Origin of the sequence: Tibeticola sp. (assembly GCF_022759015.1) — a bacterium.
Lineage (GTDB): Bacteria > Pseudomonadota > Gammaproteobacteria > Burkholderiales > Burkholderiaceae_C > Tibeticola > Tibeticola sediminis.
The window spans coordinates 1-13566 of the sequence record NZ_JAEMQB010000086.1; the positions used below are offsets into that span (position 1 = coordinate 1).

The following is a 13566-nucleotide window of genomic DNA, read 5'->3' on the forward strand; positions in this document are numbered from 1 at the left end:
CCGCCGCACCGACCCCAGCCACGCCGACGAAGACCCGCGGCGACGCGGCCGAAGCGCAGGCGCTGGCCGCGCTGCAAGCGGCGGGCCTGCGGCTGTTGGCGCGCAATTATCGGACGCCGGGGCGCGGCGGCGGCGAAATCGACCTCATCATGGCCGAGCGCGACGGCACGCTGGTGTTCGTCGAGGTACGCGCACGCGCCAGCGATCGCCATGGCGGCGCCGCGGCCAGCGTCTCGGCCACCAAGCGCGAGCGCATCGTCTACGCCGCCCGGCACTATTTGCTGCGGCTGCGCACGCCCCCGCCGTGCCGATTCGATGTGGTCGCCATCGGCCCGGGCGGCCTCGAATGGCTGCGCGGCGCGTTCGATGCCGAAGGGCATGGCTTATGAGCGATCGCGGAGGCGCCCAGCCGGAATGCGCAACGCGCGAGGAACCGATTCAGCGTTGCCCTATCATCGCGCCATGCCCGAGCATCTGATCCAGAAGCATTTCGTCGAAGCCGCGGACCTGCTGTATCCGGCATCGGAGCAACTCCCGAAGGGCGTGGCGGCGGCCGCTGAAGCCTTGGTGGCTGCGCTCACCTCGGGTGGCAAGGTGCTGATCGCAGGCGTGGGCAGCACCGCCCTGCTGGCACGCCATCTGGCCGGTTTGCTGGTGGGGGGATTCGAGCGCGAACGCCCGGAGCTGGCTGCCGTCGCCTTGAGCGAAGACCCCAGCTTCACCGTTGCAGCCACGACCGCCAACGCAGCGGGAACCGAACGCTTGGCGCGCCAGGTCCGAGCCCTGGGACTAGCGCCCGATGTCCTCGTGATTCTCGCGATGAGCGGAAATGAGCCGGCGCTGCTGCGGGCGCTGGAAGTCGCGCATGAACGCGAGCTCAGCGTGGTCGCGATCACGGGGCAGGGCGGCGGTGCGCTCGCGCGCGGACTGCGCGAAACCGACGTCTGGCTTGGCGTGCCGCACGAGCGCAGCGCCCGTGTCTTCGAGGCCCAGACCTTGCTTCTGCACGCTTTGTGCGATGAACTCGACCTGCAACTGCTCGGCGAACCGGAGAACCCTTGATGAACCCCCTGAAAACCCCTCGCCCCTACACCCAGCTGGCGCTCGTCGCCTTGGCGGTCACGCTCGGCCTGGGCTCGCTCGCGGGTTGCGCGCCCGCCGTGCTGGGCGGCGCTGCCCTCGGCGGGCTGGTCGCCGTCGACCGGCGCACGGCCGGTGCCCAGCTCGACGATGAAACCATCGAGATCAAGGCCGCGAACCGCCTGCGTGAAGCCCTCGGCGAGCGTGCGCACATCAATGTCACCAGCTACAACCGGCAAGTGCTGCTGACCGGCGAAGTGCCCACGCCCCAGGACAAGCAACTGGCCGAGCGCACCGTGGCCACGGTCGAAAACGTGCGCGCGATCGTCAACGAACTGGCCGTCATGGCTCCGAGTACGCTGTCGCAACGGGCTTCGGACGCGCTGATCACCGGCCGTGTGAAAGCCGCACTGGTCGATGCCAAAGACCTCTATGCCAGCGCATTCAAGGTCGTGACCGAACGCGGCACCGTCTACCTCATGGGCCGCGTGACGCCACGCGAAGCCGAGCGCGCAACCGAACTGGCGCGCAGCATCGATGGGGTGCAAAAAGTGGTGCGCGTGTTCGAACTCATCACGGAGCAGGAACTGCAACGCCTGCTGCCGCAGCCGGCCGAGCCCGCGCGCGCCGCGGCCAGCAACGCGGGCTGACCCCGTCGGTCGCGCACCCGCGCAGGCACTGATTCAGCGTTGCCCTAACGCAAGCGCTTGATCAGGCTCGAGGTGTCCCAGCGGCGCCCGCCCATGCGCTGGACGTCGGCATAGAACTGGTCCACGAGCGCCGTGACGGGCAGGCTCGAGCCGTTGCGGCGCGCTTCCTCGAGCACCAGCGCGAGGTCTTTGCGCATCCAATCCACCGCAAAGCCGAAGTCGAAGCGGTCGGCCACCATGGTCTTGCCGCGGTTGTCCATCTGCCAGCTTTGGGCCGCGCCCTTGCCGATCACGTCGAGCACGAGGTTCATGTCGAGCCCGGCTTTTTGGCCAAAGGCGATGCCCTCGGCCAGCGCCTGCACGAGCCCGGCGATGCAGATCTGGTTGACCATCTTCGTGAGCTGCCCCGCGCCGTGGCCGCCCATGAGGGTGGCGGCCCGCGCATAGGCCATCATCAGCGGGCGTACGCGCTCGAACACCGGCTCTGGACCGCCGCACATGATGGTCAGCGCACCGTTCTGCGCGCCGGCTTGCCCACCCGAAACCGGCGCGTCGATGAACGCGAGGTGCTGTTCGTGGGCCACTTGCGCCAGCTCACGTGCCACATCGGCCGACGCCGTGGTGTGGTCGACGAAAACCGCACCCGCGTGCATGCCGCTGAAGGCGCCATCCGCGCGGCGCGCACCGGCGCCCTCGGGCGTTCCGAGCGCGACGGCCCGCAAATCATCGTCGTTGCCGACGCAGCAAAAGACCACGTCGGCACCTTGGGCCGCCGCCCGCGGCGTCTCGGCCATGCGGCTGCGGTCGCCGGCGGCGAATTCATCGCACCAGGCCTGGGCCTTGGCCGCGGTGCGGTTGTAGACGGTGACCGTGTGCCCCGCGCGGGCCAGGTGCCCGGCCATGGGATAGCCCATGACGCCCAGGCCGAGGAAAGCGACGCGGCAGGGTTCAGTGGGCTCGTAGGTTCTGGGGGCAATGCTGGACATGGTGTCTCAAACGATGGAGAAATGTTCGGTGCCAGCCGAGAGGTCCGGCGCCTTGCCGCGGCGGCTGCTGAGCTTGATTTGCAGCCGCAGGTCGTTGACCGAGTCGGCATGGCGCAGCGCGTCTTCGTAGCTGATTTTTTCGGACTCGTAGAGGTCGAACAAGGCCTGGTCGAAAGTCTGCATGCCGAGGTTGCGGCTTTTCTTCATGATCTCTTTGATGCCGGCGACGTCGCCCTTGAAGATCAGGTCGGAAATCAGCGGTGTGTTGAGCATCACCTCCACGGCAGCGATGCGCCCGCGGCCGTCCTCGAACGCAACCAGCCGCTGCGAGATCATCGCGCGCAAGTTCAGCGAGAGGTCCATAAGCAACTGGGTGCGCCGCTCTTCGGGGAAGAAGTTGATGATGCGGTCGAGCGCCTGGTTGGCCGAGTTGGCGTGCAGCGTCGCCATGCAGAGGTGACCCGTCTCCGCAAAGGCGACGGCGTATTCCATGGTTTCGCGGTCGCGGATTTCGCCCATGAGGATGACGTCGGGTGCCTGGCGCAGCGTGTTCTTGAGCGCGGCGTCCCAGCTGTCGGTATCGAGCCCCACCTCACGCTGCGTGACCACGCAGTTTTTGTGCGCGTGGACGAACTCGACGGGGTCTTCGACCGTCACGATGTGGCCGTAGGAGTTTTCGTTGCGCCAGTCGATCATGGCCGCCAGCGTCGTGGATTTACCCGACCCCGTCGCGCCCACCAGGATGACCAGACCGCGCTTGGCCATCGCGACGTCTTTGAGCACCTGCGGCATGCCCAGGCCGTCGATGGTGGGCAAGGTTTGCGGAATCACCCGCAGCACCATGCCGATCTTGCCCTGCTGCACGAAGGCGTTGACGCGAAAGCGCCCGATGCCCGCCGGAGCAATGGCGAAGTTGCACTCTTTCGTGCGCTCGAATTCGGCGGCCTGCTTGTCGCTCATGATGGCGCGCGCCAGCGCTTGTGTGTGCAAGGGCGTGAGCGGCTGCGCCGACAGCTTGGTCACCTGGCCGTCGACCTTGATCGCTGGCGGAAATTCGGCGGTGATGAACAGGTCGCTGCCGCCCCGGCTCACCATCAACCGCAGCAAGTCGTTGATGAATTTGCCGGCCTGATCGCGTTCCATAGCGGTTCCTCGAATAGCAGGGTCAACGGCGATCGGTCAGGCGCTCGCCCATCGCGCGCAGCCGCAGCGACAGCTTGCGGGCCAGCAAGGCGACGAAACTGGCTGCAAGCTGCGGCTGCTGCCCCATCATTTCGTCGAGATCCTCCGCGCCCAGCACGGCCAAGCGGCATTCGCTGAGCGTGACGCAGTCGGAGAAGCGACGGCCCCCGTCGAGCAGCGACATCTCCCCGAGCACTTCGCCCGGCCGCGCCTCGCTCAAGCGCAGCCGCTCGCCCCATGGCTGCAAGCGATCGACCGCCATGCTGCCTTCGAGCAAGACGACGAGAAAGCTGCCGTATTCGTCTTGGCGCATCACCTCGCGCTCGGACGGGACACTGGCGTAGTCGAAATAATGCACGAGCCGGTCCATCTGCGCCGCATCGAGGCTGCGCATATGGGGGTCGCGCGTCCAAAGGCCGCGCAAGAGCTGCGCCCCACGGTCGCTCGAGAAGCGCCGCGCGTCGATCTCGACCGCGCGCACGTCCCAAGGAATGGTGATTTCGCCCTCGGTGGCATGGCCTTGGAAAGCGGTCTGAAAGAAGGTGGACTCGCTCCCGTCGGGCCGGGAGTCCGATGCCGATCGGCCGCGCAGTTTTTCAAAGATCTGTTTCATGCAGAACCCCAGATAGGAAGGTCAAGCGCGGCATCAGCCGGGGAAATTTTCGGGAATCTTGGCCTTCGAGCGGGCCTCGGCCGGCGAAATGATGTTGCGTCGCACCAGGTCGGCCAGGCATTGGTCGAGCGTCTGCATGCCAAAGCTGTTGCCGGTCTGAATCGCCGAATACATCTGCGCGACCTTGTTTTCGCGGATGAGGTTGCGTATGGCGGGCGTACCCACCATGATCTCATGCGCGGCCACGCGTCCGCTGCCGTCTTTGAGCTTGCACAGCGTCTGCGAGATCACCGCGACGAGCGACTCGGAGAGCATCGCACGGACCATTTCCTTTTCTTCGGCGGGGAAGACGTCGATCACGCGGTCGATGGTCTTGGCTGCGCTCGAGGTGTGCAGGGTTCCGAACACCAGGTGCCCGGTCTCGGCTGCGGTCATGGCCAGGCGGATGGTTTCGAGGTCCCGCAGCTCGCCCACCAGGATGGCATCGGGGTCTTCACGCAAGGCCGAGCGCAGGGCCGCGGCAAACGACAGGGTGTGCGGGCCGACTTCGCGTTGGTTGATGAGGCATTTCTTGGACTCATGCACGAACTCGATCGGATCCTCGATGGTCAGGATGTGGCCGTACTCGGTCTCGTTCAGATGGTTGACCATCGCCGCCAGGGTGGTCGATTTGCCCGAGCCGGTCGGCCCGGTCACGAGCACCAAGCCGCGCGGCTTGAGGGCGAAGTCGGCAAAGATGCGCGGCGCGCCGAGCTGCTCGAGCGTGATGATTTTCGAGGGAATCGTGCGGAACGCAGCCGCGGCGCCGCGCTGCTGGTTGTAGGCGTTGACGCGGAATCGCGCGAGGCCCTCGACCTCGAACGAGAAATCGACCTCGAGGAATTCCTCGTACGCCTTGCGCTGCGCGTCGTTCATGATGTCGTAGACCATCGCGAACACCGCTTTGTGGTTGAGCGGTTCGACGTTGATGCGACGCACATCGCCGTTGACGCGGATCATGGGAGGCAACCCGGCCGAGAGATGCAGGTCGGAAGCCTTGTTCTTGACGGTGAACGCAAGCAGCTGGGTGATGTCCACGGATTCCCTCGATCCTTTTGTTACGCTTGACCGATTATGACGACGATTGCCGAGAAGCTCCAAGCCGTACGCGAACGGATCGCGCACGCCTGTGCGGCGGCGGGCCGGCCTGCCTCGGAAGTGCGGCTGCTCGCGGTCTCCAAACGCTTCGGGCCGCTGGCCGTGCGCGCGGCCGCCGCAGCCGGGCAGCACGAGTTTGGCGAGAACTACGTCAATGAAGGTGTCGAGAAGATCGAAGCCACCGCTGACCTGGGCCTGACGTGGCACTGCATCGGACCACTGCAATCGAACAAGACCCGACTCGTCGCCGAACATTTCGACTGGGTGCACAGCGTCGACCGCCTCAAGATCGCCGAGCGGCTGAGTGCGCAACGCCCCCGCCATCGCGAGCCGCTGCAGGTGTGCATCCAGGTCAACATCGACGGCGCACCCACGAAGGCCGGCGTCGCGCCCGAAGACGCGCTGGCACTCGCGCGCGCGGTGGCCGCCCTACCCTCGCTGCGCCTGCGCGGCCTCATGACGATCCCTGAGCCCGCGCCGGATTTCGAAGCCGCGCTTGCCGTGCATCGGCGCACGCGCGCGCTGTTCGACCATCTGCGCGCGCAAGGCCTGCCGCTCGACACCCTGTCGATGGGCATGAGCGACGACCTCGAAGCCGCCATCGCCGCCGGCAGCACCCTCGTGCGCGTCGGAACGGCAATCTTCGGCGCACGAGGGGCGGCTTGAGCGTTGCCCAGATGGCACCGCTGAATGACCCCCTCCGCGAGGGTACGCAACGGATGTTGGCAATGCCGCCTCAGCGAACCGGCTGGCGGATCAGCGCGTCGAACGCGGCCAACGCGGCCTTGGCACCTTCGCCTGCGGCGATGACGATTTGCTTGTAGGGCACGGTCGTGCAGTCGCCTGCGGCGAAGATGCCGGCACGGCTGGTCTCGCCTTTGGCGTCGACGACGATTTCACCGAACGCGTTGCGCGCCACCGCCCCTTCGAGCCACTCGGTGTTGGGCACGAGTCCGATTTGCACGAACACGCCCGCGAGCGGCAGCAGGTGCTCGGCGCCGCTCGCACGGTCGCGCCAGCGCAGCCCAGTCACGACGGCGCCGTCGCCGACGACTTCGAGCGTCTGCGCTTCGGTGTGGACGGTGACGTTGGGGAGGCTGCGCAGCCGCTCGACGAGCACTGCATCAGCCTTGAGGCTCGGGGCGAATTCGAGCAAGGTCACATGCCGCGCGAGCCCGGCGAGGTCGATGGCCGCTTCGACGCCCGAGTTGCCGCCGCCGATGACGGCGACGTCACGACCTTTGAACAGTGGGCCGTCACAGTGGGGGCAATACGCAACGCCGCGGTTGCGGTACTGCGCCTCGCCCGGCACGCCGAGGTTGCGCCAGCGGGCACCGGTGGCCAGGATGACGGTGCGCGCGCGCAGGGTCGCGCCGCTCTCGAGCGCGAGCGCATGCAGCCCCGCCGCATCAACCGTCGGCTCCAAGGCCTTGGCCTTTTGACCCGCAAGCACCTGCACGCCCACCGCGCGCACCTGCTGTTCGAGCGCGGCGGCGAACTTCGGCCCGATGGTTTCGGGCACCGAGGGGTAGTTCTCGATCGCCGCGGTGTCGTTGACCTGCCCGCCGAAACGCTCGGCCACGATGCCCGTGCGCAAGCCTTTGCGGGCCGCGTAGAGCCCGGCTGCGGCGCCGGCAGGGCCACCGCCGACGATGAGCACGTCAAACGGCGGCTCGGCGTCGAGCGCCGCGGCCCCCCGCGCTGCGGCGCCGGTGTCGAGCCGGTCGAGAATCTCCGCCAAGGTGGTGCGCCCGGCGACCCAGGGTTCGCCGTTCAGATACACCTGGGGCACGGCCAGAATCCCGCGGCTGCGAACTTCGTCGGCGAAGGCCGATCCCTCGATGACGGTGGTCGAGACCCGCGGGTTGCGCAAGGCCAGCAGCGCCAGCGCCTGCACCACGTCGGGACAGTTGTGGCACGAGAGGCTCATGTAGACCTCGAACGCATACGGCCCGCCGCCGAGTGCATCGACGCGCTCGAGCAGTTCGGGCTCCATGCGCGGCGGGTGGCCGCCCGCCCAGACCAGCGCCAACACGAGCGAGGTGAATTCATGCCCGAGCGGCAAGCCGGCAAACCGCAGACGCGCCGGCTGTCCGGGACCTTGCAGCGCGAACGACGGGCGTCGCGCATCGTCGCCGTCGGTGCGCAGGGTGATCGCGTCGGGGCGCTGCGCGGCAATGGTTTCGAGCAGATCGCGCATCTGCGCCGAGACCGGGTCATCGCCGAGCGTGGCGACGATCTCGATCGGTTCACGCACATGAGCGAGCGCGGCGCGCAGCGACGCCAAGAGGTTTTCGTCCAACATGTTTGCTCCTTTAGTCATAGCAAGATCGGTTCATTTTTCGCCGGCATGGCCCGGAAATGGGTAAAAAAAGGGCGACTGGCCCGCGCCAGCCGCCCCGAGCGCCGAGCGCGTCGATCAGATCTTGCCGACGAGGTCGAGCGAAGGCTTGAGCGTGGCCGCACCTTCTTCCCACTTGGCCGGGCAGACCTCGCCCGGGTGCGCGGCGATGTACTGAGCCGCCTTGACCTTGCGCAGCAGTTCGCGCGCATCGCGGCCGATGCCGTTGTCGTGGATTTCGCAGAGCTTGATGACGCCTTCGGGGTTGATCACGAAGGTGCCGCGCAGGGCGAGGCCTTCTTCTTCGATCATCACGTCGAAGTTGCGCGTGATTTGGCCGGTCGGGTCGCCGATCAGCGCGTACTTCACCTTGGCGATGGCGGGCGAGGTGTCGGCCCAGGCTTTGTGCGCGAAGTGGGTGTCGGTCGAAATGCCGTAGATGTCACAGCCGATCTTCTGGAACTCGGCATGGTGCTCGGCGAGGTCTTCGAGCTCGGTCGGGCAGACGAAGGTGAAGTCGGCCGGGTAGAAGAAGAACACGCTCCACTTGCCTTTGAGCGTCTGCTCGGTGACTTCGAAGAACTTGCCCGTTTGATACGCTTGGGCCTTGAACGGTTTGACGGTGGTGTTGATCAGAGACATGGTTTTTTCCTCCGGAAATGGATGGTTGTGAAAGCAGCTCTGAAACCCGCCCCGGGTGGATCGCGCTTCAGCGCTGCCTGTACGTCCGGTGGGCCCCGGGGATCTTCCCGGCAAGGCCACAACCGACGGAACGAATGATAGCGGCAACCTATCACAATCTCTAATTGATTGTGTCAAAGAATCGCATAGGAAAAACCGATGACTGCACCGAACGCACCGGCCCCGAGCTTCGACCACATCATCATCGGCGCGGGCACGGCGGGCAGCCTGCTGGCCAATCGGCTCAGCGCCGATCCCCAGCGGCGCGTGCTGCTCATCGAGGCCGGCGGCCGTGACGATTACCTCTGGGTGCACGTGCCGGTCGGCTACCTCTATTGCATAGGCAACCCGCGTACCGACTGGCTCTACCAGACCGAGCCCGATGCGGGCCTCAACGGTCGGCGGCTGCGCTACCCGCGCGGCAAGGTGCTCGGCGGCTGCAGCAGCATCAACGGCATGATCTACATGCGCGGCCAGGCGCGCGACTACGACCAGTGGGCCGCCATCACCGGGGACGACGCCTGGCGCTGGGACCAGTGCCTGCCGGTGTTCAAGCAGCATGAAGACCACCACGGCGGCGCCAACGCGTTCCACGGCGCGGGCGGCGAATGGCGGGTAGAGCGCCAGCGGCTGCGCTGGGACATCCTCGACGCGTTCGCGCAGGCCGCGCAACAGGCCGGCATTCCCGCCACGGCCGACTTCAACACCGGCAACAACGAGGGCGTGGGCTACTTCGAAGTCAACCAGAAATCCGGCTGGCGTTGGAACACGGCCAAGGCCTTCCTGCGGCCGACCTGTTACGGCCGACCGAACTTCGAGCTGTGGACCGGCGCGCAGGTCATGCGGCTGTTGTTCGAGCCCGGCTCCGACGGCCGGCCGCGCTGCTGCGGCGCAGAAGTTTGGACGGGCCGCGAGGCGGTGACGGTGCGCGCGACGCGCGAAGTCGTGCTCAGTGCGGGCGCGATCGGCTCGCCGCAGATCCTGCAGCTCTCGGGCCTGGGGCCCGCGCCGCTGCTGCAGCGCCTGGGGATCCCGGTAGTGGCCGACCTTCCAGGCGTGGGTGCCAACCTGCAAGACCATTTGCAAATCCGCGCCGTGTTCAAGGTGCAGGGCGCGACCACGCTCAACACCTTGGCCAACCACTGGCTCGGCAAGGCGCACATCGGGCTGCAATACCTGCTCACGCGCAGCGGCCCGATGAGCATGGCGCCCAGCCAGCTCGGCGCCTTTACCCGCAGCGACCCCAACCAGCCTTGGCCCAACCTCGAATACCACGTGCAGCCGCTCTCGCTCGATGCCTTCGGTGAGCCGCTGCACGACTTCCCCGCGTTCACCGCGAGCGTGTGCAACCTCAACCCCACGAGCCGCGGCACGGTCCACATCCGAAGCCCCCGCTTTGCCGACCCGCCCGCGATCGCCCCCAACTACCTCAGCACCGACGAAGACCGCCGCATCGCCGCCGAGAGCCTGCGGCTCACCCGCCGCATCGTCGCGCAGCCCGCGCTGGCGCGCTATCGCCCCGAGGAGTACAAGCCCGGCGTGCAATACCAGAGCGACGAGGAGCTCGCGCGGCTCGCCGGCGACATCGCCACCACCATCTTCCACCCGGTGGGCACGACCCGCATGGGCCGCGCCGACGACCCGATGGCCGTGCTCGACAGCCGCCTGCGCGTGCGCGGCGTGCACGGCCTGCGCGTGGTCGACGCCGGCGCCATGCCCACCATCACCAGCGGCAACACCAACAGCCCCACGCTGATGATGGCCGAGCGCGCGGCAGCCTGGATGCGCGCAGAGGCGTGAGCGACCGGCGCACCCCAAGCGGGTGCCAGGGAAATCCCCGATGGGCAGACGCGGCACAGCCGCTTACATTTCATTCGCTCATCCGCTGTCGAGCAGGCGACAACGGACCGAGGAACCGAGGAGACACCGCCCACCGGGCCACAAGACGACGAATCAACATCCGCAACGAGATGTCTGACTTCCAGCACCGCCGAGCGGTGCTTTTTTTTGCCCGCTCGAGGCAGGTTTGAACCCAGATCGCCCCATCCCCGGCGTGATTCGGTGCGTTTTTGGTCATCAAAAGAGAGCGCTTTCGCTGCCACAATGCCGCCCATGGAAATGCTGATCGTCTCCGCGGCCTCGCTGCTCGCGGGTTTCGTGGACGCGATCGTCGGTGGCGGCGGGCTGATTCTGGTGCCCGCGCTGTTCGCCACTTTTCCCACGACCGCACCGGCCACGCTGTTCGGCACCAACAAAAGCGCCTCGGTCTGGGTCACGGCCTGGGCCACGGTGCAGTACAGCCGCCGGGTGGAATTGCGCTGGGCGGCGCTGGCGCCGGCGGCCCTCGCGGCCTTCGTGGGCTCGTTCGGCGGCGCCTGGCTGGTCACGCTGATCGACCCGGCTTTCCTGCGCCGGCTGCTGCCCTTCGTGCTCGCAGCGGTGCTGGCCTATACGCTGGCGAAAAAAGAACTGGGGCGGCACCACGCGCCGCTGCGCACGCCTCGGCTCGAGCGGCTGCTGGCACTGGGCGTCGGTCTGGTCATCGGTTTTTACGACGGCTTCTTTGGGCCGGGCACCGGCAGCTTTCTGGTGTTTTTGTTCGTGCGGCTGCTCGGCTATGACTTCCTGCACGCTTCGGCTTCGGCCAAGTTCATCAACGTCGCGACCAACCTCGCGGCGCTGCTGTTGTTTGCCGCCAAAGGCCACATCTGGTGGCACCTGGCGCTGCCCATGGCGCTGGCGAACATCGCGGGCAGTCTGCTCGGCACGCGCCTCGCGCTGCGTCACGGCGCAGGCTTCGTGCGCGTGGCCTTCATCGTCGTCGTCACCGGCTTGATCCTCAAGACGGGCTATGACGCGTTCGGGCGCGCCGGATAGGAGCGGCTCCCGATGGCTACTCGCTCGCGCAGACCCCCACGCCCGCATCGCCGCGCCGCCAGCAAGGAACGGGTTCGCCGGGGGCGCGGTGGGGGATGCCATCGTCGTCGAGCCGCGCGGCCACGGCGTCGAAGCTCTGCACGCCCCGGCGGTCCAGGCGCAGGCGCAGCAGCCAGCCGCGGCGTTGGGCCTCGTTGTCGGTTTCCTTCATGACGAAGTTGCCGACGCTGTAGATCACGGGGCGACCGGCAACCAGCTCCACGTCCTGCGTGACGTGCGGATGGCCGCCGATCACGGCGTCGGCACCGGCTTCGATCATCAGGCGCGCCAGGGCACGCTGGCGGGCGTTGGCGTGCGGCTCGTTCTCCCAACCCCAGTGCATGACGGGGATCACCAGGTCGGCGCGGTCACGCAGGCGGGCGGCGCGGATGTCGGCACGCACCTGCGCGTCGTCGCTCCAGGCCACGCCGGGAGCGTCGGCATCGGCCTCGAAGCGCCGGGGCATGAATTCGTTGTAGCCCAGCAGCGCCACGCGCAGCCCGCGCCGGGTGAGGATGAGCGGCCGGTGCGCTTCGGCCAGGTCGTGTCCACCGCCGAAATAACCCAGGCCCGCCTGTGGCAGCAACGCGAGCATTTCGGCGAAAGCCTCGCGGCCGAAGTCGCCCGAGTGGTTGTTGGCCAAGGCCAGCGCGTCGAGATGGCGGGCCAGCGTCGGCAGCACGCGCGGATGGGCGCGAAAGGTGTAGTTTTTCTCGTGCGCGTGGCCGGTGGTGGCCACCACGCATTCGAGGTTGGCCGCGCGCAGATCGGCGGCTGCAAACACATCGGCAAATTCGGCGAACGGGTCGCCGCCGCGCGCGATGAGCGCGCCGGCCGTGTCGTCGAGCACCACATCGCCGCCAAACACCAGCGTCACCGGCGGCTCGACACGGGCCGCATCGACGGGCTGCGCGCCGTTCGTCGTGGGCTGCGCGCACCCCCACAGCAGCATGCCCAGCAGGGCGGCTGCAGCCCAACGGGCGAGCCGTGTCAGGCCCCACGCGCGTGCGGCGCGTGCCGGCGTGGGCTTTGCGGGCATCGCGGGATGGGGTGCTGGCTTCAGCCTAAATCCGGCAGTTGACCGCTTCTCGCTGAATGCAAGGTGTTGCTGTTCCAACGGTTTTAGCTGCGGACGCCGCTCACCGCTTGGGTGAGCGCTGCGCGCCCGATGACGACCCGCCCAGGCGCGCCGAACTGCCGGATTTAGGCTCATCGCTCCGACTCCAACAGGGTGCAGCCATAGATCAGCTCGCGCTCGAGCGGCCCGGCGTAGAGATGCTGCCAGCCGGTAAGCGCCGCGGGCCCGGCTGCGGCGGCGGTGGGCCGGGGCTGCGGCCAGGTGGCAACCTGGATCGTGACCGGCTGCTCGGGCGTCTGCACATAGACCTGCACCACCACGCGGTCGAGGGTGCCGTCTTCGGCACGCACCAGCACGGGCTTGAAGCGAAACCGCCCGGCGATGTCGACGGCGCGGACCGGGTAGGGGTCGGTGACGGGTCGCGCTTCGACGCGCTCGGTGGCGCCGGCGTAGGTGACTTCGCAGCGCAGCACGGGCTCGGCCTGCGCGCGCACCGCACTCGCCACCCCGAGCGCCAGGATCATCGCCAGGCCCGCGCGCCGCACACACAGCGCCGCCCAGGTCGCGCCCAGGCCAAAAATGCCAGAAGGCCAGCGTGAATTGGTCATGTCTTGCTTCACTTTTTGATGCCCCTCGAGGCGCTGCGTGGCCGCGCGGCCGACGGCGCATTCTGCACAAATACCGCGCAGCCGCGATACTCTTACCCCATGCGCGCCGCCACCTTGCCTGCCCCCGCGTCCGCCCCCATGCCGCTGCCGCATGACGTGACGGTGTTCGAGCGCGGCTGGCTTTCGTCGAACAACATCCTGCTGCGCGGTCGCTTTGGTGCGGCGTTGGTCGACAGCGGCTACGTCACGCATGCGCCGCAGACGCTCGCGCTGGTGCAGGCTGCGCTGGGCGCA

Annotated in this window: 14 protein-coding genes and 1 pseudogene; 7 read left to right on the forward strand and 8 right to left on the reverse strand. The window is 67.6% G+C overall.

Features of this window, described 5'->3' with window-relative positions; all coding sequences use genetic code 11:
- The 3 genes from JHC36_RS05275 to JHC36_RS05285 all read left to right on the forward strand — a co-directional run.
- A partial coding sequence (locus tag JHC36_RS05275) for a YraN family protein (RefSeq protein ID WP_353846121.1) occupies nucleotides 1-389 on the forward strand: 389 nt, incomplete at its 5' end.
- 73 nt (nucleotides 390-462) lie between these two features.
- A complete protein-coding gene (locus JHC36_RS05280; protein WP_287916730.1) occupies nucleotides 463-1062 on the forward strand; it encodes an SIS domain-containing protein in 600 nt (199 codons plus the stop codon).
- Nucleotides 1062-1730: a BON domain-containing protein gene (locus JHC36_RS05285; RefSeq protein ID WP_287916733.1), complete on the forward strand. Its 669-nt coding sequence runs from the start codon at nucleotides 1062-1064 to the stop codon at nucleotides 1728-1730. Before JHC36_RS05280 ends, JHC36_RS05285 begins: the two co-directional genes overlap by 1 nt.
- 44 nt (nucleotides 1731-1774) lie before the next feature.
- Here the strand turns inward: JHC36_RS05285 and JHC36_RS05290 are convergent, their stop codons facing one another.
- The 4 genes from JHC36_RS05290 to JHC36_RS05305 are packed head-to-tail and all read right to left on the reverse strand — an operon-like array spanning nucleotide 1775 to nucleotide 5588.
- A complete protein-coding gene (locus JHC36_RS05290; RefSeq protein ID WP_287916736.1) occupies nucleotides 1775-2716 on the reverse strand; it encodes an NAD(P)-dependent oxidoreductase in 942 nt (313 codons plus the stop codon).
- A gap of 6 nt (nucleotides 2717-2722) precedes the next feature.
- Nucleotides 2723-3859 carry a PilT/PilU family type 4a pilus ATPase gene (locus JHC36_RS05295; protein WP_287916739.1) on the reverse strand — a complete coding sequence of 379 codons (1137 nt, stop codon included), beginning with the start codon at nucleotides 3857-3859 and terminating at the stop codon, nucleotides 2723-2725.
- A gap of 22 nt (nucleotides 3860-3881) precedes the next feature.
- The gene (locus JHC36_RS05300) at nucleotides 3882-4511 is read right to left on the reverse strand and encodes a Crp/Fnr family transcriptional regulator (protein ID WP_124222843.1); all 630 of its coding nucleotides are present in this window, start codon (nucleotides 4509-4511) and stop codon (nucleotides 3882-3884) included.
- A gap of 33 nt (nucleotides 4512-4544) precedes the next feature.
- Nucleotides 4545-5588, reverse strand: a complete 1044-nt coding sequence (locus tag JHC36_RS05305) for a type IV pilus twitching motility protein PilT (protein WP_124222845.1) — start codon at nucleotides 5586-5588, stop codon at nucleotides 4545-4547.
- 36 nt (nucleotides 5589-5624) lie between these two features.
- On the opposite strand from JHC36_RS05305, the gene JHC36_RS05310 reads away from it, so the two are divergent.
- The gene (locus JHC36_RS05310; protein ID WP_287916744.1) at nucleotides 5625-6314 is read left to right on the forward strand and encodes a YggS family pyridoxal phosphate-dependent enzyme; all 690 of its coding nucleotides are present in this window, start codon (nucleotides 5625-5627) and stop codon (nucleotides 6312-6314) included.
- Nucleotides 6315-6384: 70 nt separating this feature from the next.
- Here JHC36_RS05310 and ahpF read toward each other — a convergent pair whose 3' ends face one another.
- Entirely contained in the window at nucleotides 6385-7953 is a 1569-nt protein-coding gene (gene ahpF, locus JHC36_RS05315; RefSeq protein WP_287916746.1) for an alkyl hydroperoxide reductase subunit F, read from the reverse strand.
- 114 nt (nucleotides 7954-8067) lie between these two features.
- Complete coding sequence (ahpC, locus tag JHC36_RS05320; protein ID WP_124222851.1) at nucleotides 8068-8631, reverse strand: alkyl hydroperoxide reductase subunit C; 564 nt, start codon at nucleotides 8629-8631, stop codon at nucleotides 8068-8070.
- Between the two features lie 198 nt (nucleotides 8632-8829).
- Here ahpC and JHC36_RS05325 point away from each other — a divergent pair, with 198 nt between their 5' ends.
- Both JHC36_RS05325 and JHC36_RS05330 read left to right on the forward strand, forming a co-directional pair.
- Nucleotides 8830-10470 carry a GMC family oxidoreductase gene (locus tag JHC36_RS05325; RefSeq protein WP_287916750.1) on the forward strand — a complete coding sequence of 547 codons (1641 nt, stop codon included), beginning with the start codon at nucleotides 8830-8832 and terminating at the stop codon, nucleotides 10468-10470.
- 312 nt (nucleotides 10471-10782) lie between these two features.
- Nucleotides 10783-11547, forward strand: a complete 765-nt coding sequence (locus tag JHC36_RS05330; protein WP_287916752.1) for a sulfite exporter TauE/SafE family protein — start codon at nucleotides 10783-10785, stop codon at nucleotides 11545-11547.
- 16 nt (nucleotides 11548-11563) lie between these two features.
- Here JHC36_RS05330 and JHC36_RS05335 read toward each other — a convergent pair whose 3' ends face one another.
- A complete protein-coding gene (locus JHC36_RS05335) occupies nucleotides 11564-12538 on the reverse strand; it encodes a CapA family protein (RefSeq protein ID WP_503006890.1) in 975 nt (324 codons plus the stop codon).
- Nucleotides 12539-12795: 257 nt separating this feature from the next.
- Nucleotides 12796-13272: a hypothetical protein gene (locus JHC36_RS05340; protein WP_287916756.1), complete on the reverse strand. Its 477-nt coding sequence runs from the start codon at nucleotides 13270-13272 to the stop codon at nucleotides 12796-12798.
- A gap of 99 nt (nucleotides 13273-13371) precedes the next feature.
- On the opposite strand from JHC36_RS05340, the pseudogene JHC36_RS05345 reads away from it, so the two are divergent.
- Nucleotides 13372-13566: pseudogene (locus JHC36_RS05345) on the forward strand (MBL fold metallo-hydrolase); the annotation flags it as partial.